The sequence below is a fragment of the Natrinema sp. LN54 genome (genome assembly GCF_052439245.1).
In the GTDB taxonomy this organism is placed as follows: Archaea; Halobacteriota; Halobacteria; order Halobacteriales; family Natrialbaceae; genus Natrinema; species Natrinema versiforme_A.
This window is the reverse complement of the sequence record NZ_JBQVRP010000008.1, coordinates 82,892-109,371: the sequence shown is the minus strand read 5'-3', so window position 1 is coordinate 109,371 and position 26,480 is coordinate 82,892. Positions and strand designations below refer to the sequence as shown.

Genomic DNA, 26,480 nt, shown 5'->3' with positions numbered 1-26,480 from the left:
ACGAGGCGTCTTACAGCGGTAGGCTCCCAGTTGCTGTGGGGGTATTTTTAAGCCGTTCACTACCGATGACCATGATACCGAATGTGCAATGAACAATCTTACTGATCCGCGGCCGCCGCTGCCGGAGTGGATCGTGGACGTGTACGATGTCCTCTGTGATTCTTGTTTCAACCCAGTCGATGAGGAAGATGTCCAGTCGGTCCCTCGAGAGGAAGCCCTCACGGTTCTTCTCAATAATAGCGATCTATCTCTCGAGCCTGAGGACGCAGACCACGCACTCACCCGACTGCTTGAGCGGGGATACGTCTATTCGGTTGATGGGGAACTCCGTGTGACTTCGTCAGAAACTCACGTGTAAATACACAATTTTGGGTGTGACTGTACACTCCAGAGGATAGCTGGTGCCAGATATTCCACTCGGTCGTTCAAATTCAATAGTACCCAGACTGGTGTCGGTTCTGACAGCAAAAACAACCTGCCCTAGTCAAGAGTCCAACTGAGAACTGAAGCCGAGGGCTCATAATTGGGTACGGGAATCCGGGAATATAGCATTCGGCTGTAGTGATAGAGACAGGTAGCAGACTGCTCAGTCCTCACTCTTCAATTCAACAAATGAATCGCTTCCACACCGGCAAGATGGCCTGTTGCTGGCCCGCGTCACTGTCCCATCAGGAAGCCGAAACGCGGGATAGACTGCTCCGCATTCGGTACAGTGGATAGATACTTCCTCTGTACTTCCCTGATCATTCATCGTCGATAGAGTGAACGAGGCTAAGTGAACATATAGAAGTGGTGTCTATTCCGTTCTCTGACGCTGATCGATAAGCATTATAGCGACTGCAGAGTACCTGCCACTGATCGCTACCGATCCGTTCCACTGCTGAAGAGGAAAAGCCACTCAACTGTCTTCTTCTGTTGAAGTAAGAATCCGCACATCGGACTGCGTCACGCAGAGCTGAAACTCACCAACTGTGAATCTGATCTCGAGCCCAGCGTGTGAGTCGGCCGAGTTCACGAGTTGCTCGAGTGCTTCGACATCGATTACCCGGTGGAGTTGGTACTCATCACGATCAAGACCTGCCGTTGCGAGCGTGTCGACGATTTCGAAGAGGAGTTCCTGGTCACTCATTTGGGATCGCCTCGTCGACGACATCGATGATCTCTGCAGCGGTCGAACTGATCCGCTCGAGACGGTCGAAGATCACTTCGGACTTTTCGCCCTGCCACGCAGCGAGGTAGAACGCCGAACCGCTCGTATCGAGTCCGAAGTATCGTCCAACGATGTAGCCGACTGCCTCCGCCTCGAGTTCACGTTTCGACCGTTCAGTCTCGTCGTCGACGCCACTGTGTAACAGCGCGTGAGCGTACTCGTGGACAAGCGTCACAGCGAGATCGGCGCTGTTCTCACGGTCACGTGCTTCGACGAGAGGCCGTTCTGCAGGCGATCGATACTGACAGACGCCCTTGGCATTACCGTGAGGCCAGTCGTCTCGGGAGACGACCGCCACATCCACAGTGAGCGACGAGGCTGCCTCGAGCAGCGCTGGCAGTAGCTCATCGGCGGTTCCAGTCGCTTCGGTCTCGAGGTTGGGTAGTGACTCCCCCTCAGTTTGGGAAATATCGAAGACTGGTGCTGGTCGAAAGCCGACAAGCCCTTTCGACCACTCCTCGGGCGGTGTCTCATCGTATTCGCAATCGCTTTGATCGTGGTACGACGGTGAGTTCTCACACTCGGGGCACTGCTTCGCGATGATCGGTGCCCAGATCCAGATTGCACTTTCGCCTTCTTTCACATGACGGTCGAATTCGTTTTGCCACGTCCGATAGCCGGCGACCCGGGTCGCATTTGGATACTGGCGAGTGATCAGCAGCGTATTTCGATGTGAATAGTCGTGAAAGCGGCTCTGCACCTCGAGCCACCGCTGAAATTCGTCGCTCGAGACTGCGTCGTCGACCTCGTCGACGAGGTCTTCGACCCACGCTTCCATCGTGCTCTGCATCTCCTCACGTCTGGTGTCCGAATCGTCGAAGGACACCTGCGAATAGTCACTCGGAGTCATCGTTTGTGACGACGGACGCTCCATTCTGGAACGCCCCTCACCCCTTCAGGGGAAGAAAAACACACTCGAGGGTGCGCTTGAGCGGCCCCATTACAGTAGCTAGTAGCACGGTTTCTTTATTCAGAAGGTCGCACGAAAATCACGTTATGTACAGGTGAAGCACTTATCGACGGGAACAGGCACCACACTAGTCTATCAAGTTCGTTAGGTATTTGTCAGTGAAGTTATAAAAATGCCGATATGTCTGATAAGCCCTCCATTCCTCAGCCACAAGCGGTATCGTCATATATCGAAGACGGCGCACGTATTGCGGCCATCCTCATCATTTGGGGAGTTATCTCTGCGGTGTTCACATACGGAGTAAGTGATCTTGGACTGCCCTTCGAGCAACTCGGGCAGGTTTTTGCTGTAACTGGTGTGCTTAACGCTGTCCTGTATCTCCTGTACCGCGCCACCGATTACTGGCATAACACCGTCTGACTCTTACCATACCTTTGGAGTAGCGACCAATCTCCATCCCTACTTATCTTCCAATTACCATCGAAGTAGACGTAATCAACACCGTGGGAAGAGTTCTACGACATCCTCCTCTAAATAATAGGAGAACAGTGGTGGCCCGACCGATTGGCCTGTTTCCACAACGCCGATCATATAGAACTGTAGAGTGTGATAATAATGGCACCAACTACAACAACAACTGCAGCGGCCATTGTCTTCATCGTTACTCGCTCTCGGTGTGAGAGCATAAGATAGGCGATGAACGCGACGAGCAGTGGACTCGTTTGGACGATTGGAACAACAATTGAGACAGCCGTGCGCTCCAGCGCCATATAATAAGCATAAAGAAAACCTGTATTCACAAGACCCGCTGCGATATACCAGCGACCAGAGGTACGTAGCACTGATCTGGGTGTTGGTAGTCGGTCGACAAACCAGAGGTACCCAAGGAAACCAATACTCGCTGTGGCAACCTTAATTGCCAACCCAACGTAGACGGGAGTTCCCTCTTGGAATCCGAGTTTGACAAAGGTAGGCTCAATACCAAAGAAAAACGCAGATGTTAACGGTAATAGGAGAACTGTTATAGATGATGATTCGCTAATTTCACGCTCACCACTAGTTATCTCGAACGAAATGAGTATTATTCCAGTAGTTATCAACACTATGCCGATCAAATGTTCAAATGTTACTGTCTCCGAGAGTACGAAGATCGCTATGATCGTCGCGTGCAGTGGTTGAGACGATTTAATTGGCTCGGTCCGACTAGCGCCAATTCGCTCAATGCTTAGATAATATAACGACCGCGCAAGAACTGTTCCGGTGATGCCTGCTGCGACGAAGACGAATAATGAGAAGGCTGTCACCTGATAGGTGGGATAGTAGTAGATCGCGGCTGGGACAACCACAAACAGGATATTGCTTGCTAGTACCACAAGCAGTGCATTAACGACGCCGCCTTCATCGGTACCGATACGGATGAACAGGGCTTGCATGGCAAGAAATACCGCTCCCGCCATAGCAAGCCCAATCCCGACGAATGCGGCTACCATTTATCAGTCGAACGCAGGTAGTACCTCTGTTGCGATTGTTTCCATTGTTTCCATTGTCTCCTCAGTATCCATGTCTGGATACGTAAACCGGAAGATCATGTGGTCAAGATCAAGGGTATCCCGATAGGTTTTGATCTCTTCAATGCACTCTTCTGGGGTCCCGACGATTATACGCTCACGGGCAAACTCCTCGAACTTATCAGCCTCGTAGTCCTCAAAGAACTGGTGTCCTCGTCCGGCATATATCTGGTACTTCTCGTCGAGATGATCTTTTGCGTGCTCCATCGCTTTCGTGCGTGTTTCACCAATGACGATATCTCGGAGCAGCGGACGTGACTCCGGTGAACCTTCTAGATGATCGTCATAGAGCGCTTGTTTCTCTTCAAGAACTTCGCGGCTGGCGACAGCGCCTGGTATCCAAGCGTCGGCGCGTTTGGCCGCCTGCTCGAGCAAATAGTCCCCCCAAACGCCGTACCAGATCTCTGGTCGTGGGTCCTGCTGGGGCTGGGGAGCGATCCCGTAATCGTCGACGGAAAAGTGCTTTCCATCGAATGAGATTCGGTCCTGTGTCCAGAGCTTCTTCAGAAGGATTGTCGTCTCAATCGTTCGACCGACTCGATCATCAAGCGAGACACCGAAAGCATCGAACTCAGTTGGGTCGTAGCCAACGCCGAGTCCACAGGTGAACCGTCCCTCGCTAATGACATCGAGCATTGCGACCGCGTTGGCTAGCCAGACCGGATTGTAAAACGGTGCCACGATAATGTTAGAACCGAGTTCAATCTCGGTCGTACGGCTGGCGACCGCTGCAAGGTTGAGCAACGATGTTGGCCACCATTGTTCGTCCGGTGTATAATGTTCAGCAAACCAGACTGAGTCGAAACCGAGTTCCTCAGCAGCCTCGATCTGCTCGAGCGTCGGCGTGAAATCGCTGCCTCCCTCCATTGGACGTAGGCCGAACTTCATTGTTTCTGAGCCTCGAGTGCACCGTGAACAATCAGTTGTTCGCGCAGATCAGTCCGTTCGTCGTCGGCAACGACTGGTTGCGGACCACGGACGTAATCGTCCTCGATGATCCCTTGAAGCTTCAGGCAGTATTTGATCCGCGAGGTCGCTGTGACGATAGGCTGTCTGAATAACAGTTCTTTGACTTCGAGTAACTCTTCTTGGATCGCAAGCGCCTCGTCGTAGCGATGCTGCTGGGCGAGGTCGTACATTTCGACCCATCTTTCAGGAAGTACGTTGGCGACACCGACTAGTGCACCGTCAATGCCGAGCATGAACGACTGAGCAAGGAATCGGTCATTTCCAGAGAGGATGTCTATCTCGCCGCCGTCGTTCTTGAGCGTGTGAACCACGTCGGTGAAGAGACTAACATTGAAGCTAGCCTCTTTGATCCCGATGACGGATTCGAGTTGGGAGATCCGCCCGAGTGTCTCCGGCTCGTACCAGTATGACTCGATGGGCACTTGGAAGAGAACGATAGGTACACCGGCACGTTCATCGAGCTCCTCGAAGAAGCGATAGCGCATCTCCGGCGAGGTGTTCCCCCAAGCGAAGAGTAGAGGTGGAATCACCATTACCGCGTCGACACCTGCCTCCTTGGCACCGATGGCCTTTTCGACTGCTTCGTCGGTCGACCGTGGAGCGATTGTACCGACATACGGTATGTCGTCGTCGATCTCCTCCGTGACGATTTCGAAGACGCGACGCTTCTCCTCGAATGTTAGCACTGGCCCTTCGCCAACGCGTGTACACGAGATGAGACCACCAAGACCTTCAACATCGTTGAAGTACCTGATCAGTTGTCGGAGGCTCTGCTCGTCAATGTCGCCCTCTGATGTGAGCGGCGTCACGTGAGGGACGAAGACGCCGTTGAGTTCGACTTCATTCTCGATGCCGTTCGAATCTGCCGTGTTTGCTGTCATTGTATCGTTGGATTGCGTGTTTCGCGGGAGTTTCTACGTGAACTGTACTCGTCGACGCATGAGTGTCAGGACCGATCTCCACCGAGTGACCGGCGAGGCTGTCAGCTTACATTAGAATCCCTCCATTCGAACGTCCGCCATTCGACCGGCTTCAATACGCCATACTCGATAGTTAACATCACTAAGACGAACACCAGTAAGTACGCGAGTAGCGCGTCGACTCTGCCCTGGGAGTACCAGTAGCGGAACATTGATCCAATCCCCGTCTGGATGCCGAACACCTCTGCCAATGCGACGATCTTCCAGACCATTCCGAGGATGTATCGGAATGTGCCGAAGATATACGGTGAGAGGTGGGGAATGTAGACATCCTTCCAAACTTGGAACGATGAGGCGTCGAATGCCTCTGTCATCTCAAGTAGGCCAGCGTCAACGCTTTTCATCCCCTCCCAGAGATTGACGATCCCGAATGGGGTCGCTGCTACCAGTACAGCGACGATAACCGACATCGTGCTAAACTGGAAGAGGATCATACAAACCAGGATTAGAATGACTGTCGGGGTTGTCATCCAGAACGGGAGCCAGTCCGAGAGAACTGTCTCGACCGTCTCCGAACGCCACATGAGGATGCCAAAGATAACACTGATCGACAGCGCAAGGGTTGTCGCAATTAACACCCGGAGGAACGTCCGCTCCAGATGATAGATGGCCGTGTAGCCGCGTGGGCCAGGCTCGAGTGAGAATTCAACTGCCAGCGAAATCACATGGCCCGGCGCTGGTAGAGTCGCTGGGTTGGCTATCGCCATTGCAGCGAGTTGCCACAGAGCGACGAAGACGCCGATAGGGATCGCTATCTGGGCAATCCACCCCGTGGCCTTTCGCATCATTCCATCTCCTCCATCAACTCCTCCGATTTTCTGTCTGCGCCTCCTTCGAGATGGCCGAAGAACTGGTTCATTAGTTCTGTCTCTATGTCGACCAGTTCTTGCGTCTCGAATTCGCGCGGGCGCTCAACGTCGACGGTTGCCCGATTGAATATCTGTCCATTATTGTCGATGAACAATATTTCATCCGACAGATAGACTGCTTCGGTGATGTTGTGGGTCACGAACAGAACCGTCTTTCCGGTCTCTTCCCAGAGATCAAGAACGTCCCTGCGGAGTTGGCGCGCTGTAAGTTCGTCGAGCGCGCTGAATGGTTCGTCCATCAGCAGAACATCGGGTTCAACTGCGAGCGCACGAGCGATACCGACACGCTGTTGCTGGCCACCTGAAAGTTGGAGAGGATAGCTGTCCTTGTTCTCAAGCAAGCCAACCATCTCCAGACTCTCGTCGATTCTGGTCTCGTGTTCGGCTTCAGGGACACCCTTGGCAGTCAGTGCAAATGCGATGTTTTGCCGTACTGTCCGCCAGTTGAGCAGCCGTGGATCTTGGAAGATATACGCATACGATAATGAGGTTGGATCAACCGACTCCCCGTTGCGGGTTATCGTTCCACTGTCGCGTGGAACAAGACCTGCAAGGATGTTCAACAACGTCGACTTGCCACAGCCAGATGGTCCCATGATGGTCGTGAACGATTCTTCCTCAACGACTAAATCAACGTCTTGCAGGACCTGAAGCTGCCCGCCATCGGGTTGTTCGAATTGCTTCGAGAGATTCTGGATCTTAATCGTCATATGGCTGATTCCTCCAGTGTTTCGGACTCAGTTGCAGGACGCCACTCGAAGAGGCGCTGTTCGTACATTCGGAGCAGGCGCTCAGCACCGAATATCAGTACCATCATTGGGAGTGCCCATGCGATGATCATGTTGGCCTGAAAGGTCTGGTAGTGGTAGTCGACGATAAGACCAACGCCGGAAGTGGTCCCGAAGATTTCTGCGACGAGTGAAATCTTCCAAGAGAGGGAGAACGCGATACGGATTGTTGACAGGAGGTACGGCCGTAGATGGGGGAGATAAACCTCTTGCCACAATTGTGCCGTTGATGCATCGAATGTAGTTGCCATCTCTACAAGTTCGCTGTCGACGTCTTTCGCCCCCTCCCAGACGTTGACAATCACGTAGGGGGTAACGATCATGAAGATCGTGAACGCGGGGACCAGGTACGTCGTCAAGCCAAACCAGAGCACACCCAGGAACGCCCAGATTAGCGCTGGGAACGACATGATGATCATGACTGGCGTCGTGAGGTATTTGTCGAGGAATTCATTCGTACCCATTAGGATACCGACAGTAGTCCCGACAATCATCGCGGCACCGAATCCGAGCAGAATCCGCACGATGGTAATCCCGTAGTTCGGAATTGGATCATATCGACCGCTTCCAGACAGGACCTCGTACACATCAGCCGCTAGTAGCCCGAGTCCTGGGAATTGGTTTGGGTTAAATGCCAGCGAGAGCAGTTGCCAGCCGACTAAAACCAGCCCCAAACCTCCAAGTCGGACGAAGACGGTTCTGTTGTTGATCCGTGGAGCGATCACCTCATGATCGTTTGTCCAATTTGCCATTGTGGATTACAGGGATTCGAGGTCCTCAGTGGTGTAGGCATGCTCATCGACGTTTGGAACAGAGTCAACGCCGCCGTATTCGTTGACGTACTCGATGAGCTGCCACTTGCTGTCGATGTAATCCGTACTCCACTCCTGCTCAAAGACCCGTTTTTGGTTGACTTGGTCAATGACGACCTCAATTTCATCCTCGTCTTGGAGGCCAGCTAATTCGCCATACTCGTTGATCGCTTCCTCAACGTTATCTCGGAAGAGATCAACAGCATCTTTCCAGCCAGCTACAAGGCCACGAGCCTTGTCAGGGTTCGACTCCGCCCACTCGCGCTCACAAACCATGCTCGTTACTGGCGGGGCGTAGCCTGTTTCGTTCTCCCAGACCTCTACTGGGTCAAAGATGGGGCGAACATCTGGACTGGCCAGTCCGCGAATCCCGAAACCGGTGAAATTGACCATAGCATCGATCTCCTCGTCTTCAACAAGTAAATTCCACAATGCTGGCGGATCTGTTGAGACAACCTCTGCTGGGTCATTCTCCATGTCAAAGTCGAGGACACTGCCCCACATTGCTTGGTTGGTGAGGGTGTTCGTTGAACCCCATGGTGGAATGCCGAGTGTCCGTCCTTCAATATCGCTAACGGACTCGATGTCGGAGTCCTGTCGAACGAATGTCTGTGATATTATATTCATATGAGGACCAATGAACACCAAGTCCTCACCATCATTTATGTTCTGGACGGTACTGAGCGTCGGGAAGCTTGTGGACGATGTCTGGTTTGCCGTGAATGAGCGGGTAAACTGACCGAATCCGACAGTGTTCTGAGAAATATTGACATCATGTTCTTCCCAGACGCCATTATCAATCCCATAGTCGTAGACTGGGATGTACAATGCACCTTCGCTCCCATAGATCTGAAGCCCCTGTCCACCATTTCCAGATCCAACGAGCGATGAGCAGCCGCCTAGTATGCCAAGCGACCCTGCTGCACCGACTGCTGCAGTCGTTCGCAGCATGTTACGTCGGCTGTGGTTAATCATACCGTCAGCCGTGTTATCTTGTTTCATCCTTCGCAGTCGCCCATCCCCCATGATAGTACATAAACGTTATCGAATATTACGCAGCTTTCACGAACCAATATTAAGGATTGGGAGGGATTCCCCCTGTATCTCTTGGATTCGAGGGGGTAAGATACGTGGGTAGATACCATAATATTGGACTTTATATATCTTAAGTAGGGGCATAGATAGGTGAAGAAGAGCAAAATCTGGGGACCCGGCATACTGTTAGGGAGAATTATTCGATAGAGCATTTTCTAGTTTCTATATTTACAAATCCGATAAATGTGGACATTATAAGTAGATGGATCTGGCTCGGACTCAAAAACGCGGTAATATCAATAAATTCGAGAAAGGCGAGCCACGGTTTTATTGTACGAGTATCTGAGGGGGGTACTATGAGTTTCTGGCCTAGGTGCAAGTTTAGGCAAAATGCTCTAATATGGCAGGTTCACCATGTTGCGTGGCCAATTCTTGAAGTCGTTCATTCGTACGACAATATTGGACTTTATACTATGAGGTGGGGGAGCCAAGTGGGTCCGGTTGCTATTCCACACGGATTATAGTCAAATAATAAGAATTGATCCTATATTACGGGATCTTATGTATTCGGATGTTGTAGACCGACCATGAGCCCAACGCGAACCTTATCAACCATTGACAAGACAGTGGAGATTATCTATGCTCTCAGGGAACTTGATGGAGCCCGGGTTTCGGAACTTGCTGACCACTTAGAAATGTCGGCGAGCACAGTTCACTCTCACCTCACAACACTAGAGGCCAACGAACTCGTCATCACAGAGGGAGACATGTATCACCTTGGTATGCGCTTCCTCCAACTAGGTAAATACGCCCAACGGCGACGAGAAGGATACGTTCTTGCTGACGAATATACAGAGAAACTCGTTGAAGAAACTGGATATCGAGCTATCTTCTTTGTGGAAGAACATGGTCAAGGTGTGTTCATTCATATGTACTCGGGTGATCACCCACCTTGGATGCATACAGATGCGGGCCAGCGAGCGCCCTTACATCCATTAGCTGCAGGAAAAGCGATTCTCGCGTTCTACCCGGAATCAACGGTGCTTGATATCCTTCATGAACAGGGAATGCCACGGAAAACCGAAAACACAATTACTTCCACGAACGCATTCCTTGAGGAATTAGAGGAGGTTCGTCAATCAGGAGTCGCATTTAATGACTGCGAGAACATTGAGGGTATCCGAGCAATCGGTGTTCCGGCGAGAGCTCCTAGCGGTGAGATCATCGGCTCGTTCAGTATCTCTGGGCCGAAGAACAGTATGCCCGACGAGCAATTCCGTAGGGAATTGCCGAAAACACTGAAGAGCATCGTTAACGAGTACGAAGTGGAATTGACGCTGTAAGTGCGTCTATTCTCAACCGACAAACCTTCAGCCGGTGCAGGCTGAGATGCGTAGTTCGATTCTCGCACCCGGACTCGCCCTCGGAGCTACACTATTTGCACACGAACTGCCAGTGTCTCAGAAATCCTTACTAACTGCGGAGAATTTGACCATGGAATGTGGATGCCTTCCCTCCAATATTTTCTTTGTAGGAATAGTCGGCAAACACAAATGGCTGGCGATGAACAGGACGAGTATCGATAGGAAATGAAAGGTGTCGGACATGGTGGTGGCGGTAATACAACTGTTGTTGGATTCCAATGCATGGATTGCGGAAGGGCGAAGATTGAGGAGTTTAGCTCTAGCACAAGTGGAGTAATCTACGACGGATACGCTGAATTATCCAAGTAGCCCGACTCTGACGGCTGAAGCTACTGCCTACAGAATACCATCTGGCATATTTTTCGCCTCGGTCTACAACAAGTCTACCGATCAACAAGCATCTGTAGTTACCGAATCACCCAATTCATACTCACTCAGATATCTGAATAAAGAAACCGCGCTACCAACTACTGGTTGCAAGCGTCCCTCTGGTTGCTGTATCTGGCTCAGGTATCAATCTCGAGTAACTCGTCTCGACGACTGCGAAGCGTGTTCGGTGATGTGCCTGCGATATCGGCGATTCGCTGTTGCGAGAGACACAAGCCGACTCGCTGGGCCGCGAGATAGAGACAGCCCGCTGCGACGCCACTCGGCCGGCAGCCGATCGTCAGTCCCCGTTCGCGTGCCTGCTGTGCGAGCTCGAGTGCTCGTCGACGCACGTGGTCTGGAACCTCGAGTTCTGTCGCAAGCCTCGGAATCCGATCCGTTGCTGCAATCGGCTGTGTCGGTAACTCGAGTTCGACGTTCATTGCGTTGTAGGCGGTGGTGAGTCTCTGCTGATCACAGCGTGCACAGGCTGTGACTTCGGCCCGTGATCGTCCGAGTCCGTTACACCGAGACGTGGCGTAGACACTGGCTGCGGCTACCGCCTCGAGCGATCGTCCGCGACAGAGCTGTTCGGACTGTGCCGTTCGGAACAGCGAACACGCCTGATTCCGGATACTCTGTGCGAGGCCGAGACTCGCGACGATCCGCCGAATTTCACTGAGACCGTAGGCGAGGTTCCGTTCGGCTTTCGACTGCCACCGAGCACGGGACTGTTCGCGACGTAGTCGGTTCAGTTGTCGGCGCTTCCTACTCGAGAGGGTGTTTCCATTTCCGTCTCGCTTGTATCCAATCTCAGTGGAGAGGCCTCGATCGTGACGTGTCGGTGTCAGCGGGGCGCCAGTCCGTCTCTTGGATCCCTGCTCGTCATATCGACCCCAGTCTGGTCCTCGGTCGAGTTGGGTCTCCTCAAGGATACGTCCACAGTCCTCACAGATCGTCTCGCAATTAGTTGTTCGAACGCTGCCGCCACAGTCCGGGCAGTCAGTTGCAGTCGTCTGGACGTCTTCCTTGAATGCAGTCGTATAGATGTCTCTCGTTGCCATCGATAACTCCGAAGGGGACATCTGATCAGCCCCTTCACCGCTTCTGGGGCGATAAATACCACTAGTTAATTCCAGAGTCCAGGAAGGGTCCGCGGTATCGACAGGTGGCTTCAACTCCAACAATCCTGCTGAAACTCGAACCGGGCTAAAACGAAAGGGGGAGTAGGGAGTGGCCTCCGGAAGTGGGGGAGGGTACGGAGGCACATGGTTGCTTTCCGATATTGCTATTAGTTGTTTTGCATGATATCAATTGGCCAGTAGGGTTATTTTATCACAACCTCGAGTCTTAGGTGGCGAGGAATGGATTCGGTCGTTGTCCGACAGAATCTGTTCGGCCCGAGACATCCGGACCCTCGCCGCACTGAGATTGTCCCACCGTGATGCCAACAGCCATATTGTCAATCATTCGATCTCAAACTCACCCAATTGACACACCACTTGAGGGATGGGGCTCTAACGCCGGTCTCTGGCTGGCGTTTTTCGAGACACCGGATCTCTTCGTGCAACACTTACTCAGATCCAGCAGCTAGTACTGAGAGGAAACTTTCACTCCATCTCGGCGACTGATTCGGTACTGATCTCGAATGTCACCGCTTGTGTTGACAGCGTCTTAGCGATCCCCCAGCGCTGCTCGAGGCCACCATCAGTATATTATCCAGGTACCATCTTCTGCCTATTGGGCAATCCCCTTAGGGAGTGTACCTAACGGTACAAGTTCAAAAAAACCGCGGCGGTTGTTCGGCTGGCAGTTCCAGTTGATCCAGATGAAACGTTCCCTTGCGGTGCGCGCGAAAATTTTAGCGGGCCTCCTGTCCAGGATGGAGCGCACGCTTGTGGGTGGCAAGGGCTTCGGTCGCATCTTCATGCTCGAGGGCGACAGGGACCTCGTCGCCACAGATCTCGCACGCGATGTAGACTCAGCACGACATACTCAATTTCCTATCTGTGACCTATTAGGTTGTTTTCTGCATAACGGTGGGTGACTATTTAGGTAGCCACTATTATTCTCGCAGCTCCTCTAATTCCCACTAATATGCCTCGCTGCTAATTCTTCCTGATTGCCGCATTTTGAACACTGATGGTAGATTCGTTCTCCGATCTGTGGATTAGTTGATGGGGGTTCTCGAAATCCACATTCACTGCAAGTTACTATGTTAGTTTTGACAGATGCGTTTTCCGGCACATCTGAAACAGAGGATTTCGTATTCTTGTGTGGGAGTACCTCCTTAACCTCAAACCACTCTTCCTCCTTCCAAAGAGGATCTCCTTCGAAGTGATAGTCACAATTAGTCACAAGGGCATCGCCTTTTCCGATATGTTGTTCACAGACACATCTGTATTGCCGGACCTTTGAAACCCAGAATGTGGAATCGTCGTATCGGTCAACTCTATTTGGATTTGCTACTTCATCATTACATACAGCACAATCAAGAACTGCATGGGTCTCTTCTCCAACATATTCATTTTCAACCTTCCACTGCTTTGGGTCTATAATCACATACTTTCCACCCTCATTATCATCTTCTTTAGAACTTTTTGGACCCATTTGAAACCGATTCGCAGTCAGATCTTTGTTCTGATCGCCATTGGTCATAACATTCTAAACAGTATTGAATGAGATAGATTAATTTATTGCTATTTCATCTACAGGTCTGGCAACAACCTTCTACAGTGTCGGACTCTCCTGTCGTCTCCGACAGATTCAGGAATCCGATATCACTATCGCATGTCGGCAGTAACATAAACAGATACTATGACACGAACAAGGACAGCAGTGATGATAACCCCCAGAACTGCACCTATTACTCCAATTACTCCCCGGAAGGCGATGAGAAAGGGGAATATGTGTATCTCAGAACTAAAAGACATCTCTGCCCCGCTCCGAGTTCCAGCAGCCAGTATGAAGCCGATCCATCCCAGAATGGCGAGGAAAAGGGTACGCCAGCCGACCTTCCGTAGTTCCGTGACAATCCGATAATCACTGACTTCCGAATCGACATCCACACTCCACCCATCATTTGGTTTTTCCTCTAAATAGGTGTATAGAAGCCCCAGTAGCACAACCCCGGAGGTTACTCCATATTGAACTACCGATAGAGTGGGTTCGTTCGGGAGAACTATCCGGTGTATCACCATAACTAACGAAAAGAAGAATATTGGAAGTACCAACATTAGCTGCTTAAGTCGCTTATCAATGGAACCTGGATCAACATACGTAAAGTCAGTTATCATTTTAATCATGTATGGTGCTAAGGCTCCAGCCAGCACTACTGTGGTTGTGTTAAATATACCGGCTACTGGATTTCCCCAGACAGCCTCCGGCCGTTCAACTGGTAAAAACCCTGCTGTGAGAAGCCCAGCGAAAGATGCTGATAATAGAATGAACTTAAGACGAGTGTTTACTATCCACTCTGGAACTGGACGAATTGAATGATGACCCTCTTCTATATTCAGCAGAACTTGCGATAGGACACTTCCCATACCGATAACCGCAAGGCATGCACCGATGGCAAAAACCTGCATGTGAGTTTGTGCGACTTCAGCAACTAGCAGAGCTGCAGGGATAGATATGAAAACAGCCACAATAAAGCCTACTGCTACGAAAATAGGAATTCTTTTTATATTCTTGTATGCCTGTATAGCCCCTGCGATATTTCTCCGAAAAGAGTCGTCTGTATTACCCGTCTCTTTTCCGGACATTGTGTGCATATTACCACCGAAATCACATATATATTTGGACAGTGTGAAGTTGGCGATCGTACAAGAGGGCCACCAATGACCGGACAAACCCAACTGAAGTAGTTTAAGTGCTGACGCCAATACTATGTCCGATTCTTCATCCAAAGTCAGACAGGCGATCGTGAGATTGTAGTCGGTGTAGAGCAAGCCGATAATGGATCGACGACCAATTTATCTGGGAGATAGCAGGAACTGCGTGCTAAGTATAGAAGGTATATTCCGTATGACGACTTTGCTTGTCCGACATTCCAGTGTCTCTCCTATGGACACCATCTATACCTCTATAGTAGATTTTGTATATTTCGTCGCTCTAGGACTCCGTAATTCGAGATGGATCTCAGAAATTTTCCGTGAGGAACTCCTCGGCGTGAAGGGGTGCCTCAGGATAGATCCCTATCTTGAAGGTATCAATTTTGTACATAGTGAAGCGGGGGCCGTATTCCCGCTTCATCTCAAGAATACTATTAGATTCTTCTAAGGAATCACTGAATTCTATGTCTTCAATTGCACCCAGTTGGTTCTCCTTGAATGATTCAAATGTGGTCTCAATATCATTATCAATTGGTCCCATAACGAGAGCCTCTTGTTCGTTGGGCTCTCCTTTTTTAACTCGTTCGTCAGTGGCGTCAACAAGGTCAAACCCGATGACCCTATCATTTTCATCCAGTTCACAGACAATCGCACCTTCAACAAAATCGATTTGTGCTGATTTAATGACTGAGAGATTATCACCGGATGGAGTGTCCGAATTAAGGATACTCACAGTCACACGGTTGGCTATTTCGTCCTCAGTTGACTTGAACAGTTTATCGAGGCACTCTTCGGCCATCTCAGATGTTATCTCCTGTCCACGATACGACTCCAAGACATCATATGCGGAATCTGGAATGTATGCCGGTGTGTAGATCTCTGTATCGGCTGCTAATCCTAGCCGCCAGATAAATTTCATCAACCCTCTATCATCAGGTTCTGGTACCGGCGGTGATTCAATAGGCACATCCAATTTCTGGGTGCGCTCCTCGTCAACTCCGGTATGTCGGAGCGTGACTGATGTGTACGGAGACTCATCTTGCAATTTCACCATTTCACGGTACTGCCACAGAGGTAGGCTCAATAAATGCCAGTTAAAATTGAAATTTGCACGAGATCCAATTAATCGGTCGGGGTCGTTGCTGAATTCGGCTTCAATTTGGATGGGGTTTTCGTACGATAGGTCGGAATCGCCATTCGTCTCGATTACTAGCGAGTCTCCTTCCTTCTCCAGAGCGGCGGTGAATTCATTTTGTGAAAGTTCTGATAATACCGGTAGTGGCTCATCGATCATCTTCTGCGGCACCCATATCGCCCCGTCAGGGTTCTCTACAGATTGAAATTGAAAAGCTCCCCCGTCGTTATCGGTCTCGTGGATCCCGTAGAAATTGATGTCTACGGTCTGTTCTCGTCGCTCTTGGGCGGTCAGATCTTCGGCTTCTCGTTTGGTCTGCGCGACATCGTAGAGTTGAGTATACAGGGAATGTATCTCGTTTGCGCGGTGTGCTGATGCTTCCTGGAGAATGCGAGCAGGAACGGTGAACGTGTAGCGTTTTCCCTGCCGAATTTCACCTGACGTTTTGCACAGGAACGTAACAAACGGCTCATCGCTATCCACGTTAACCCTTTCACCGAATCCCTCAAATGAGGCATCCAAAGACAAAGTGGGCATAACCCGGTTACCATGCTTAACAGCATTATACGGTTCGTCAAATCGGAGAAAGAATTCCGCGATCCGAGTCATTTTCTGTTTGACCCGTTGAATAGAGTGTTCCACCGCTTTATCGGTACGTTTCGTAAGGAGCTTCTCGTCTCCATCGTACAGTTCGCTGAGTGGTACATCCTTCATCTTTGTCAGGGTTTTATCGTATCCGAATTGTTTGGCAATCCACGTGTTGAACGAAATATCTTTGCTGGAGTGTTGAGCAACGATCTCGTCGTAGTTCTCCCTACTCAACATCTTGAACAGGGATTTCGTTTGGTGGGTGTCGGTTCGTGTGAGAGCATCTACAAAGTCTGTTTCGTCGTCAAGCTTGCTGTAGAGGTAGATACCGAACTCCTCAGCGTATTGCATCGTGTCTCGGAAAACGGATACATAGGCGTAGACACCCGCTTGTTTCCGCATGAGTTCATCGTCAATAGCGTTAAGTCCCGTTTCGAGGCTAGCAATGGACTTCTGGATATGGGCGTATCCTAACTCGGGCGAATGGAGATCCTCGAAGTATCTATCGGCGTCTAATTCTCCCTGTTTTCCCCCAAACTCAGACCACCGGAATTCATTGTTCATACTACTTCAAATTGTTCGCTGACGATAGTAATTATCTGAGGAGTCAATAGGCACATATACTTACCACGAGTGCTGTGTCCGAGAACTTCCCCAATGTCGGACTCTCCTGTCTTCTGTGATAGGTTAAGCACTATCCAAACACCGCAGACGAGAATCGTCGAAACAAGGGCTTCTTCAATTTGCGATAGTACCTGATATCAGCCATTTTCCGGCCTCTTCGAAGTACTTCAACTCGGTATCGAAAACTTCGGCCGGTGAAGTGATACGTAGCTTCTGCTGGTCGCTCGTTCTCAAGTTTCTCGCCCGTAGCTTTCTTGACCCAGTTGGGGACATGATCAAATTGCCATCTTTTTTGAGCCCTCGAGAGTCCAATTGGTTCCCAGAAGCCCAGCTTCATACGCAGCCAACAAATCCAGTTTTTGTGATCAGGCATGCTCTGATTCCATCTTATAGTTATGCTATAAAAGTCTCACGGGCAAGTACGTCAGTATCGTGTCCGACAATTCCTCCAATGTCGGACTCTCCCCTAAGAATCGGACACAGTGTCCGCGAGAAGTACACTAACTCTCTTCCGACGAGTCTTCTTCAGGTTCCTCAAGAGGGAGATCGCGCTTATGGACGACTGCAAGTTTCGAATCAGTGTCATGGGCTACTTGTATTCGATTGAGGATCCTGCGTGCTGTGTCAAGTTCATCTGGTTCTTCGAAATCGTCGTCCTCAGAATCTGCTCGTGCCTCGCAGTGACTGATATAGAAATCGAATCGGTAGTCGGTGCCGACAGTTGTCCAGACAACGTCTTCTGAGCCGGTAAGCTGTTCTTGCCACAATTCGAGGATTTTGTGGATTTCGCCGCGTCGTTCCTCAGGAGATGGAAGCCCGTCGCCGATGTCTCCGAGCGTGTCTTCGAGAATGTCTTCGATGTCTTCTCGGTTTAGAAGAGGAGCGTTATCCCAGCTGTCTGGTGCTTCACTTTCCTTCTTCAGGAGACGATCGAGGTCAGTGAGCTCTTCGTGGTGAACGACAATTGGGTATCCCGGTCCGTACGTATGGCGTGGAAACCGTTCTTCGCGCTGTGGCTGTACATCTTCAATACTGCTTTCGTGCGTGGGAAGTAGATCACGAATCCAACCCATTATCGAAGCCGACGTATCTATTTCATATTAACCTTCTGTGATTATTGGCAATTGCAATATGAATACATTCGGTAGATTGACCGACTACTGTTCGGTGGGTCCTGTCTCATGGAGAACTGAAGGATTTTTGGAGTCTATCTTTCTTCATATCGTGTATCCCAGTAATATCTGATGAGTCAGTCCCCTCCTCGATCTTGAACCTTTCTCCACTTTGAAGATTGAATAGCTTGACCCCTCCTGACGCAACATGAAGCTGCTTGATCATCCCTCTGAAATATCTCAAGGTGCCATGCCCTCTCCCAAAATAAAATTTGATGGGGCCATTCTCAAAGGCAATATAACGAATCACACTGGAGGTTTCGTCGACTTCTATCGAGAAGTTGTTCCTGTTAGACTGAATGCGTAAATTTTGCCAGGATCCCGATTCAACTCTGGGCAAAACCACGTTTTGCATACCATCGCTATGCCTGTAGACAGCTTGAATTTCTGAATTCTCGTCTGAGGTGCTGGTCAACCTCAATATGCTATCTCCGTCACTATCTACAATATCAAGAAGATCGTATATTTCGTTATTTTGTTGAATCCAAATGTCGGATTCAATCATCACGCCCTTCTTGGACATATCTAACTCATCAATACAAATCCAGTCATCAACTCCATCAAACCCCACTGCGTATTCGACAGTAAGAAACCTCCAAAGGACCTTTCGCAATTCTGTTAGCAGACTTCCTAATCCTATTTCGAAAAGTGAGTCCATGAGGTCCCAAATAACAGATGGATCTACAGAAGGATCAACAAATTGTAGTCCATCAGTCCTATTATCAGTCGACATGTTCTATAGTCATTGTTCTTGCTTGAAATATCTGGCCTAAGGTTTGATCATCGATTGTGACGTAGATCACGGGAGTGTCGGACAGCGGTTGTAGAGTAGCGTTCAATCCGGGTAGAGTAAACCAGAATGTAGGGTTAGTCCGACGGGTAACGTGGTTCAAGCCTATTTTCGATTGCTCTCTCAATCCGTCTCCGTTTTGCTCTCCCTCCCTCGACTTTCATCCATTTCAATTCTGTATTCCCCCACATCTCTCCATCTTGTACTTCCATATCTAGCTCAGAATCGTTCTCAATTCGCCGACGCAGATCTCCCTCATTAGGTCCGAGGTGATGGTCAGTAATCCGCTGAAAGAGGTTCGCTGTTTCCCCAACGTAAAGGGTTTCACTAGTCTCGACGTTAAATAGTGCGTAGACGGCTGGGATTTTAGTAGACTGTTTCTCCTCTTGATCATACGCGTCCAAGGCCTCTCGCACACCAGGAACTACATCCTCTAAACCCATAATTAGAGAAAATCAGAATATGTGTTAAATGTATGCTCTGTATTGAGCGGTAGTGGTTGTCCGATTCTTGGGGGAGTGTCGGACTCTTCTGTCTGCTACGAGTGATTTGAGAATCGAGTGACTCTATGAAATAACCGCTAGGAATACTACTAACTGACACCCCATAGTCCAGTTATCAATTGTTGAAACGATCGAAAGGACTAGATAGGATGAACTGGAAGACAGAGATATGGCAACTACGCAAAAACACCGGCTATTCGAGAAGGTCCCGAGCGTTCGCGAGTACGAGGATCAATCGGATGCAGAACTAGATGATGCCTTAGTCAACGCAATTGAGAAGGCAGAGAATGCGGACAATGATTACCTGGCGACTGTTCTCGAGAACGAACTGGGATCACACTACTATTCGAATAAGAAGTGACTTCGATACCTGTCACTGATATGTCTTGTTGATCGGCAGAACTTTCTTTCCGCAGTCGTATCTGCTTTCTATGGTGTCCGAAGAAGAAAAAGAGCAGGTCAAATCGATTCTACTGGATCATGAGGGCGAAGACAACAAGATCACTGCACGAGAAATTGATGAAGAAGTTGGTCTGGACTCAGTAGGCTCGTTTCCAAACACTCGAGCGGCAATTCGAGAACTGCTTTTCGAGGATCAAATACCAGTTATCGGAACCACGCAGGGTTATTACGTAGCAGAGTCGCAAGATCAGGTTGACGAGTACATAGAGGGTCTCGAGGGCCGAATCATGGAGATCACGGAACGGAAGTTTGCGATCACTCGCGCAGCGGAGAACTGGGAACCAGAACTCCCGGAGTCTGACTCGGATCTTCTCTGATAGATACAGAGATCAAATTCATCATTATTATAATATCTGAGTGCCATTTCCAATTATGCCAGAGGACCATATAACTGGATTCCGTGATGCAACGGTAGTCTTCAAAGAAGGTGGGAGTATTGAGAACGCTGCTGTTCGAATTTACCCAAACTGGGTCCGGGTCATCGATGGTGATTCGCTCACCTACCACCCTCGAGAAGAGGTTGACTCAGTCATTGAGAATTAGCGCCTGATCTGGTTGTGGAAGCGAGCGTTGACTTTTTTCACACGCATGATGGCGGTGTCCGGGAATCTTCCCCAAAGTTGGACGGAATCCGCCTTGATCAAGGCCTTAACCCCACCGAAAAGACTAGTACTCTGTCGAGAATCAACCGAGATACGAGCATTCCGGACACGATGAATCTGCAATAACACAAGAACCGCGAGGACATGAAGGTCTGGCTCAGCCAGGATGAGGTCGAGCAACTCTTCGAGGCCGCCAACGATACTCAGCAACGAATCGCGTCCGCACTCGGCGCCCGCTGCGGGCTCCGATCGCATGAGGTCCTCGATGTCTCCCCTGAGGATGTCGTCGACACCAACGCTGGAACGATGCTCCGTGTCTGGTACGGGAAAGGGGACCAGTTCCGCGAGACACCCGTCCCGTGAAATCTCGCGACGACTATCCAGACCGTCAACGACGTTCGCGATGCATCCTCAAGTGCGTCGCTCGTCGAGATCACGTCGACACGCTCGCTGCGGCGCTGGGTTCGATCGGCCGCCCATGAGCACCAAGAGGAGACCGGCGACGAGAGCTGGGACCATCTCGGCTTCCACGGCTCTGTCGGACCTGGGCGACTTCGCTCGCCTCGGAGGACATCAACCCAATCCTCGTCTGTGACTGGGGTGTATGGGACGATCTCGAGACCTTCCTTGAGCCCTATCGCGGGAGATATTTAGCCCGGAGGCTCAACAGCGGGAACGAGGGAAGGTGAGCTGGCTATGAACAACAACGAAGACGAAACGCACTCGAGAGTGCCCATCTCCTGACTGTAATACTGAGCTGTCCGTCGGCGAACTCGCACGTCAATGAGGATCATTCCGGCGAGTATCGTCCCGACGACTGGCCTGATACCGAAGCCGGACACAACGCTCGCGTCGACGAGGTTCTGGAGGATGACGACGATGACGAGTGAGGAATCTCGGAAGAAGATGCATCAGGCTGCGTGAATCTTCTACGGCTAGTTTAAGCTAAAGCGTCTCGTGTAGACCTTGAGCCATTCATGCAGCTCGAGGATTACAAAACACGTTCTGGAAAGAAGGTCTGGCTAACTAAACCTGAGATCGATCTCTTACTCGAAAACGCCGGCGGAAAGAACAAACGAATAGCGATGGGGCTGGGTCTCCGGAGTGGACTCCGAACACAAGAAATTATTGAGGTTGAACCACCTCACGTGGTCCACTCGCTTTCGGGTTACAAAGTCCGTGTTTGGGAGGGAAAGGATGCCAAATATCGTGAGCCACCGACATCGCCTGAACTCTACGATGAAATAATAGACTACACAGAGTGGCGAACCCCATCAAAGGACACTCCACTGGTCGATGTTCGAACTCGTTCCATCCGGCGTTGGGTCACTCGAGCGGCAGAACGTTGTTACGAACAAACTGGAGATTGTGGCTGGAAGTATGTCACACCGCACGATTTTCGCCGAACGTGGGCTATGCTTCTCCTTGAATCGGGCGTCGAAATGGGAATGGTGATGGAATGGGGAGGCTGGGAAAGCTGGTCGTCGTTTCGAGAGCATTACCTCGGTCGATACAGTCCCTCGATCCAACGCCGAGAAGTGAAAAAGGTCGATTGGCTATCCGATGGAACCGAACCTGAAGTCGAAGCCCCAGCAGTTCCAGAGAGTCCATATGATGAAGCAGATAGGATGGCGAGATTCCAGTCAAAGTTACCATGGCAAGATGGACCGAGTGACAGTGCGAATCCATTGAAATAGTCTCGATCAGTTGCCCGGACGAATTGGCCGTTTTGAGTTTCCTCTTTTGTACTGAAATCGGCAACCACTCTGCAGGCTCCGGTTCGACTATCGAACGAATCGACCTTTCAGGCGTGAGGCGGTCGAATTCGGCAGTTTCAAAACCGGCGATACTGACAACCAGTTTGGATTTTAGCAAGAGATACGGAATGGTTCTCCAGCAGATGGCCATCACCGATCCTGGCCAAGCTGAGAGAAAGAGAACGTATGATACAGTCGGTGCTTTTGAAAAGAACGTCCTGCTGGTCTAATCTTGCGGAACTGTCTGAGCCGGTTGCTCTGTAGCAGGTGCGGGAGGCTCATGTGTGCCGAAGTCTGGGTGTGTCTCCTCCATCCAGACATACACGACTGCTCCGGAGACGAACATCAGGAGTGCAGTCATGTAGAATGCGGCCTCTGCGTTGACGAACTCCATCGAGAGCCCGATCAGGATGGCTCCGACGGCATAGCCGGAGTCACGCCACATTCGGTAGACTCCCATCCCTGCAGACCGCCACGTCGGGTGGGCGGCGTCGCTTGGCACAGTCATCAGGTTCGGATACAGTAACGCCATGCCAAGACCAGAGATACCGGCCAGGACTGCCCACGCGAGGTACCCCTCGACGAGTACCATTCCAAGGACGCCGGCACCTGCGAGGAACATCCCCCAGATGACAGGCGGCCGGCGACCAATACGGTCAGCAAGTCCACCGGTCGCAATCTGGAGGAAGTACATCGCGCTGTGGACACCGACGACGACACCGACAGCCGCAATACCAAGACCCTGGCTTACCAGATACAGCGGGACGGCAATCCAGAACAGCGTATCCACGAAGTTCTCGATGTGGCCGGCCTGCGCGGCTGCGAACAGCGTCCTGTCACCGTAGGTCGCTCGCTTCACTACCTCGTTGAACGGCAGATTCGCGTCGTGGTGGTCGTCGTCTCCCTCAGCTTGGGCGTACTGGACGGTTTCCTTGATCAGGAAGATGGAGATGAGGAACGCCAGCACGACGACGATGGCGAGGAAGTAGAACGGCTCCGGCCGGAGGCTCCACTGACCGGCAATAACACCTGTAATCCATGCCCCGACGGCAACGCCAGTGTAGCCGAACGACTCGTCGATGCCGACCGCAAGGCCACGCTGGTCGGGTCCTGCGAGGTCGATCTTCGCGTTGATCGCCATACTCCACGTCAACGCTTGGTTGATACCCAACAGGATGTTCCCGACGGTGATCCAGCCCCAGCTCGGAGCAAAGATCAAGATGATCGGTAGGGGTAGTGCCGTTGCCCACCCAGCGACGAGTACTGGCTTGCGGCCGTACTCCTCACCCCATTTGCCAGCGTAGAGATTGAGGATCGACTTCACGATCCCGAACGAGACGACGAACGAACCGATAACCAAGAACGACTTGACGCCGAGGACCTCCTCTCCCAGAACGGGGACGACGGTCCGTTCGGATCCGATGGTCAGGCCGGTGGCGAACACCAGCAGAACGTGTAATGAGAACTGTCCGAGGTGCTCGCGGATTCCTTGTTTGATTTCAGTTCCCGTACTCATGGATTCATTCAGCAGCGCAGTTGTTGGGACCCAGTTCCAGCTCGGCCAGTTCCTCGGCAGGGACCGATTCCTGTCCGACGTTCGTCCGCTTGACGCGCTCGAAGTTCGGCGGGTGATCCGGGATGTCAGCTGCGAGTTCGCGGACGAACTCCTCTCGGTCGCGGCCAAGGTCGTCGTTCCGGTCTTTGACTTCCGCAAGGGTCGCGGTCACAGGCGGTTCAGGCGACCCAGGATCGTGTGCTGGCAAGACAACTGCATCGTCCGATCTGTCCATCAGCCGCTGGAGGCTTTCGTAGAGCGTCGCAGCGTTCCCTTCGACGTCAGAGTCTTCGATTCCAGCTTCAACACCGAGTTCGACACGTCCCACGCTCTCATGGAAGAGCGTATCGCCCGTGATCAGCGCAGCGCCGTCGATATCGAACGAGACACTCCCTTCGCTGTGTCCCGGTGTGTGGATGACCTCGATATCGAGACTTCCGACCGTCACGCTCTGTCCATCCTCAACCGGCGTTGCGTCGATGGCGAGCGCGTCTTTCGGGTGGAGGTAGTAGGGAACGCCGTGTCGGTCGGCGAGTTCTGCAGCACCCGAGACGTGGTCAGCGTGGGAGTGCGTGTCGAAGACGCCGACGAGTTCGGCGTCGTATTCATCGAGAATCGCCTCGTACTCAGCGAGGTAATGTGATGGATCGAAGACCGCGGCTTCACCACCCGAGATGAGGACGTGTGAGAGGCAACCCTTCCCCGGCCGTGCAACCTGAATGAGCGTGCCATCGAGGTCAGCTGGTACTTCTGCGTGTCGGTGGACACGGCTCCAACCGTTCATTCCGTCCGTGAGCGTCACCGCGTCGTAGTCCAGCTCTTGGAGCACTTCCGTCGCGGTCTCCGAGACGACACCGGCAGCACAGACAGTGACGATCTGTTCGTTACGGGGGAGATCTGAGAGGGCTTCCTTGGCTTGTTCAGGGTCTTCGGTCAAGTCGTCGTAGACATCGACGTTGATACTACCCGGGATGTGCCACTCTTCGAAATCCTCTTCGTGGCGAATATCGAGGACGAGCGTGTCCTCGTCGCCACTTTGCAACTGTTCGCTGAGTTGCTCCGGCGGTATCTCTTGCATCGGTATTCCTGAATAGCAGGTATATTCGCATATAGGCGCTGCCGGACATGACCGGTACTGTTAATTTTGACCAGTTCAAAGTTATCCGTATGAGTCTGTACGAGGCCTCGATCCGCGTCAAACACGAGTGTCCATACCGGGAGATTTCGGAACGTCACCCGGACTTGACCATCCGTGAGTGGCCGCTGAGCGACTGCCAAGTGCTGGAAATCACATCAGAGGCGACACCGACGGACGAGTTGCTTGACGACATTAACCAACTCGGGACCATTCTGCACGAATCGAAGGACGACGACGGGTATCACGTCGTCACGCAGTCCTGCCTTTGTTCGCTTGAACAGTCGATTATCGACCGCTTCGAGGAACACAATTGTCTGTATCAGTCGCCGACGATCTACCGCCAGGGCTGGGAGCACTACACGGTGGTCGCGTTCGACGATGAGGACATTCGAGAACTGCTCGGTGATCTGCGATCCGACAGAGAGATCGAACTGCTCTCGAAAACCTCGATTTCGGAGAAACAGATTCCCCACAGTATGCTGGCTCCGGCGAATCAACTGTTCGAAGACATCACTGATCGGCAGTTAGCAGCGCTCCAATTAGCACTGGAAAGTGGGTACTACGAGCAACCACGGAAGACCTCGCTTCGAGACCTGGCCGATCAGACGGCCGTCGCTCGTTCGACGTACGAAGAACACCTCCGAAAGGCCGAGAACAAACTCCTCACGAACGCGGGACAGTTCTTGCGCCTGGTCACCGCGACATCGACGGCTGACCCGCTGCAGGTTGAAAAGACACGACAGGCGGAACAGGCTGCTGACTAGACTGTCAGCGATTCAGCAGGGGAGGGTTACCCAATCATCAGCATCCTCTCAGCGTCTTTGACGACTCGCAAGCAATCTTCCATAGTCGCCCGAGGTCTGATCCCGTCCACTTCGAGATTGCAGGAACCGAGACACGTTCCATATGCAGAGAGTTCACCCCGCCCGGGCTTGTTGGCCTGGCTTTGTTGAAATCCACAGCCTGCGATAGGTTCCAACGCTGGTGCTGAACACAGGGCACGAATCTCTCGATTACTTTTGACTCTGCTCCCACGCATTCAAACCGCCATCAAGGGCACTCGCGTTCATTCCTTGGTCTTGGAGCTTCCGGGCAGTTTCGGTTGAGGCGACCCCCGCATCACATACCATAACGAGTTTCTTGTCGGCCGGGAGGTCGTCCAACTCTGCCAACGCCTCCTCAACATTCCCTGAAAGGAGCGCTTCTCGAATAGGGTGGTTCTCGCTATTCTCGATATGGTTTTCCTCGTAGTCCTCTTCTGACCGAATATCGACTACACAGATGTCCTCACCATTCTCCAACTTCGTTCGAAGCGTTTCGGGGTCAATAGTAGTCATCTACATCACTTCTCTTATCGAGAACCAAGAGGACGGTGATTTCGGCAACGAGG

General features: G+C 51.4%; 26 protein-coding genes and 1 pseudogene. 8 read left to right on the top strand and 19 right to left on the bottom strand.

The window, feature by feature from the left end:
* The first annotated feature begins 88 nt into the window (after positions 1 to 88).
* Positions 89 to 358 carry a hypothetical protein gene (locus ACT4ML_RS19945; protein ID WP_444722422.1) on the top strand — a complete coding sequence of 90 codons (270 nt, stop codon included), beginning with the start codon at positions 89 to 91 and terminating at the stop codon, positions 356 to 358.
* A gap of 540 nt (positions 359 to 898) precedes the next feature.
* Here the strand turns inward: ACT4ML_RS19945 and ACT4ML_RS19940 are convergent.
* The gene (locus ACT4ML_RS19940) at positions 899 to 1,129 is read right to left on the bottom strand and encodes a HalOD1 output domain-containing protein (RefSeq protein WP_444722421.1); all 231 of its coding nucleotides are present in this window, start codon (positions 1,127 to 1,129) and stop codon (positions 899 to 901) included.
* The gene (locus tag ACT4ML_RS19935) at positions 1,122 to 2,060 is read right to left on the bottom strand and encodes a DUF955 domain-containing protein (protein ID WP_444722420.1); all 939 of its coding nucleotides are present in this window, start codon (positions 2,058 to 2,060) and stop codon (positions 1,122 to 1,124) included. Before ACT4ML_RS19935 ends, ACT4ML_RS19940 begins: the two co-directional genes overlap by 8 nt.
* A 240-nt stretch (positions 2,061 to 2,300) precedes the next feature.
* Here ACT4ML_RS19935 and ACT4ML_RS19930 point away from each other — a divergent pair, with 240 nt between their 5' ends.
* Positions 2,301 to 2,540: a hypothetical protein gene (locus ACT4ML_RS19930; RefSeq protein WP_444722419.1), complete on the top strand. Its 240-nt coding sequence runs from the start codon at positions 2,301 to 2,303 to the stop codon at positions 2,538 to 2,540.
* 167 nt (positions 2,541 to 2,707) lie between these two features.
* Here the strand turns inward: ACT4ML_RS19930 and ACT4ML_RS19925 are convergent, their stop codons facing one another.
* The 7 genes from ACT4ML_RS19925 to ACT4ML_RS19895 form a co-directional block, all read right to left on the bottom strand.
* Entirely contained in the window at positions 2,708 to 3,610 is a 903-nt protein-coding gene (locus ACT4ML_RS19925) for an EamA family transporter (protein WP_444722418.1), read from the bottom strand.
* Positions 3,611 to 3,613: 3 nt separating this feature from the next.
* Positions 3,614 to 4,576 (bottom strand): LLM class flavin-dependent oxidoreductase, encoded by a 963-nt coding sequence (locus ACT4ML_RS19920; RefSeq protein WP_444722417.1) that lies wholly within the window; start codon positions 4,574 to 4,576, stop codon positions 3,614 to 3,616.
* Positions 4,573 to 5,538 (bottom strand): dihydrodipicolinate synthase family protein, encoded by a 966-nt coding sequence (locus tag ACT4ML_RS19915; RefSeq protein WP_444722416.1) that lies wholly within the window; start codon positions 5,536 to 5,538, stop codon positions 4,573 to 4,575. The genes ACT4ML_RS19920 and ACT4ML_RS19915 overlap by 4 nt, the downstream gene beginning before the upstream one ends.
* Positions 5,539 to 5,639: 101 nt before the next feature.
* Positions 5,640 to 6,425, bottom strand: coding sequence for an ABC transporter permease (locus tag ACT4ML_RS19910; RefSeq protein ID WP_444722415.1), 786 nt, complete (start codon positions 6,423 to 6,425; stop codon positions 5,640 to 5,642).
* On the bottom strand, positions 6,422 to 7,216 hold the full coding sequence (locus ACT4ML_RS19905) for an ABC transporter ATP-binding protein (protein WP_444722414.1): 795 nt from the start codon (positions 7,214 to 7,216) through the stop codon (positions 6,422 to 6,424). The genes ACT4ML_RS19910 and ACT4ML_RS19905 overlap by 4 nt, the downstream gene beginning before the upstream one ends.
* The gene (locus ACT4ML_RS19900; protein WP_444722413.1) at positions 7,213 to 8,046 is read right to left on the bottom strand and encodes an ABC transporter permease; all 834 of its coding nucleotides are present in this window, start codon (positions 8,044 to 8,046) and stop codon (positions 7,213 to 7,215) included. Before ACT4ML_RS19900 ends, ACT4ML_RS19905 begins: the two co-directional genes overlap by 4 nt.
* 6 nt (positions 8,047 to 8,052) lie before the next feature.
* Positions 8,053 to 9,108 carry an ABC transporter substrate-binding protein gene (locus ACT4ML_RS19895; protein WP_444722412.1) on the bottom strand — a complete coding sequence of 352 codons (1,056 nt, stop codon included), beginning with the start codon at positions 9,106 to 9,108 and terminating at the stop codon, positions 8,053 to 8,055.
* A 620-nt stretch (positions 9,109 to 9,728) separates the two neighbouring features.
* On the opposite strand from ACT4ML_RS19895, the gene ACT4ML_RS19890 reads away from it, so the two are divergent.
* Positions 9,729 to 10,484: an IclR family transcriptional regulator gene (locus ACT4ML_RS19890; RefSeq protein ID WP_444722411.1), complete on the top strand. Its 756-nt coding sequence runs from the start codon at positions 9,729 to 9,731 to the stop codon at positions 10,482 to 10,484.
* Between the two features lie 587 nt (positions 10,485 to 11,071).
* Here the strand turns inward: ACT4ML_RS19890 and ACT4ML_RS19885 are convergent.
* The 7 genes from ACT4ML_RS19885 to ACT4ML_RS19855 all read right to left on the bottom strand — a co-directional run bounded on the left by ACT4ML_RS19885 (position 11,072) and on the right by ACT4ML_RS19855 (position 19,516).
* Entirely contained in the window at positions 11,072 to 11,995 is a 924-nt protein-coding gene (locus ACT4ML_RS19885; protein ID WP_444722454.1) for a transcription initiation factor IIB, read from the bottom strand.
* A gap of 1,018 nt (positions 11,996 to 13,013) precedes the next feature.
* A complete protein-coding gene (locus tag ACT4ML_RS19880; protein ID WP_444722410.1) occupies positions 13,014 to 13,589 on the bottom strand; it encodes a hypothetical protein in 576 nt (191 codons plus the stop codon).
* A 125-nt stretch (positions 13,590 to 13,714) separates the two neighbouring features.
* A complete protein-coding gene (locus tag ACT4ML_RS19875; protein ID WP_444722409.1) occupies positions 13,715 to 14,695 on the bottom strand; it encodes a hypothetical protein in 981 nt (326 codons plus the stop codon).
* A 376-nt stretch (positions 14,696 to 15,071) separates the two neighbouring features.
* On the bottom strand, positions 15,072 to 17,051 hold the full coding sequence (locus ACT4ML_RS19870) for a hypothetical protein (protein ID WP_444722408.1): 1,980 nt from the start codon (positions 17,049 to 17,051) through the stop codon (positions 15,072 to 15,074).
* A gap of 560 nt (positions 17,052 to 17,611) precedes the next feature.
* The gene (locus tag ACT4ML_RS19865) at positions 17,612 to 18,184 is read right to left on the bottom strand and encodes a hypothetical protein (protein ID WP_444722407.1); all 573 of its coding nucleotides are present in this window, start codon (positions 18,182 to 18,184) and stop codon (positions 17,612 to 17,614) included.
* A gap of 106 nt (positions 18,185 to 18,290) precedes the next feature.
* Positions 18,291 to 19,016: a hypothetical protein gene (locus tag ACT4ML_RS19860; RefSeq protein WP_444722406.1), complete on the bottom strand. Its 726-nt coding sequence runs from the start codon at positions 19,014 to 19,016 to the stop codon at positions 18,291 to 18,293.
* Between the two features lie 134 nt (positions 19,017 to 19,150).
* Positions 19,151 to 19,516 carry a GIY-YIG nuclease family protein gene (locus ACT4ML_RS19855; RefSeq protein ID WP_444722405.1) on the bottom strand — a complete coding sequence of 122 codons (366 nt, stop codon included), beginning with the start codon at positions 19,514 to 19,516 and terminating at the stop codon, positions 19,151 to 19,153.
* A 229-nt stretch (positions 19,517 to 19,745) separates the two neighbouring features.
* On the opposite strand from ACT4ML_RS19855, the gene ACT4ML_RS19850 reads away from it, so the two are divergent.
* The 4 genes and pseudogenes from ACT4ML_RS19850 (at position 19,746) to ACT4ML_RS19835 (ending at position 22,337) form a co-directional block, all read left to right on the top strand.
* A complete protein-coding gene (locus ACT4ML_RS19850) occupies positions 19,746 to 19,937 on the top strand; it encodes a hypothetical protein (protein ID WP_444722404.1) in 192 nt (63 codons plus the stop codon).
* 73 nt (positions 19,938 to 20,010) lie between these two features.
* Positions 20,011 to 20,355, top strand: a complete 345-nt coding sequence (locus tag ACT4ML_RS19845; RefSeq protein WP_444722403.1) for a hypothetical protein — start codon at positions 20,011 to 20,013, stop codon at positions 20,353 to 20,355.
* A 429-nt stretch (positions 20,356 to 20,784) separates the two neighbouring features.
* A pseudogene (locus ACT4ML_RS19840) lies at positions 20,785 to 21,340 on the top strand (tyrosine-type recombinase/integrase).
* A 277-nt stretch (positions 21,341 to 21,617) separates the two neighbouring features.
* Positions 21,618 to 22,337 (top strand): tyrosine-type recombinase/integrase, encoded by a 720-nt coding sequence (locus tag ACT4ML_RS19835; protein WP_444722402.1) that lies wholly within the window; start codon positions 21,618 to 21,620, stop codon positions 22,335 to 22,337.
* A gap of 286 nt (positions 22,338 to 22,623) precedes the next feature.
* Here ACT4ML_RS19835 and ACT4ML_RS19830 read toward each other — a convergent pair whose 3' ends face one another.
* Positions 22,624 to 23,913 carry an MFS transporter gene (locus tag ACT4ML_RS19830; RefSeq protein ID WP_444722401.1) on the bottom strand — a complete coding sequence of 430 codons (1,290 nt, stop codon included), beginning with the start codon at positions 23,911 to 23,913 and terminating at the stop codon, positions 22,624 to 22,626.
* A gap of 4 nt (positions 23,914 to 23,917) precedes the next feature.
* Entirely contained in the window at positions 23,918 to 25,030 is a 1,113-nt protein-coding gene (locus ACT4ML_RS19825; RefSeq protein ID WP_444722400.1) for an MBL fold metallo-hydrolase, read from the bottom strand.
* A gap of 89 nt (positions 25,031 to 25,119) precedes the next feature.
* Between ACT4ML_RS19825 and ACT4ML_RS19820 the strand changes: the two genes are divergently transcribed.
* Positions 25,120 to 25,854: a helix-turn-helix domain-containing protein gene (locus tag ACT4ML_RS19820; protein WP_444722399.1), complete on the top strand. Its 735-nt coding sequence runs from the start codon at positions 25,120 to 25,122 to the stop codon at positions 25,852 to 25,854.
* A gap of 249 nt (positions 25,855 to 26,103) precedes the next feature.
* Here the strand turns inward: ACT4ML_RS19820 and ACT4ML_RS19815 are convergent, their stop codons facing one another.
* On the bottom strand, positions 26,104 to 26,427 hold the full coding sequence (locus ACT4ML_RS19815) for a rhodanese-like domain-containing protein (RefSeq protein ID WP_444722398.1): 324 nt from the start codon (positions 26,425 to 26,427) through the stop codon (positions 26,104 to 26,106).
* Between the last annotated feature and the right edge of the window lie 53 nt (positions 26,428 to 26,480).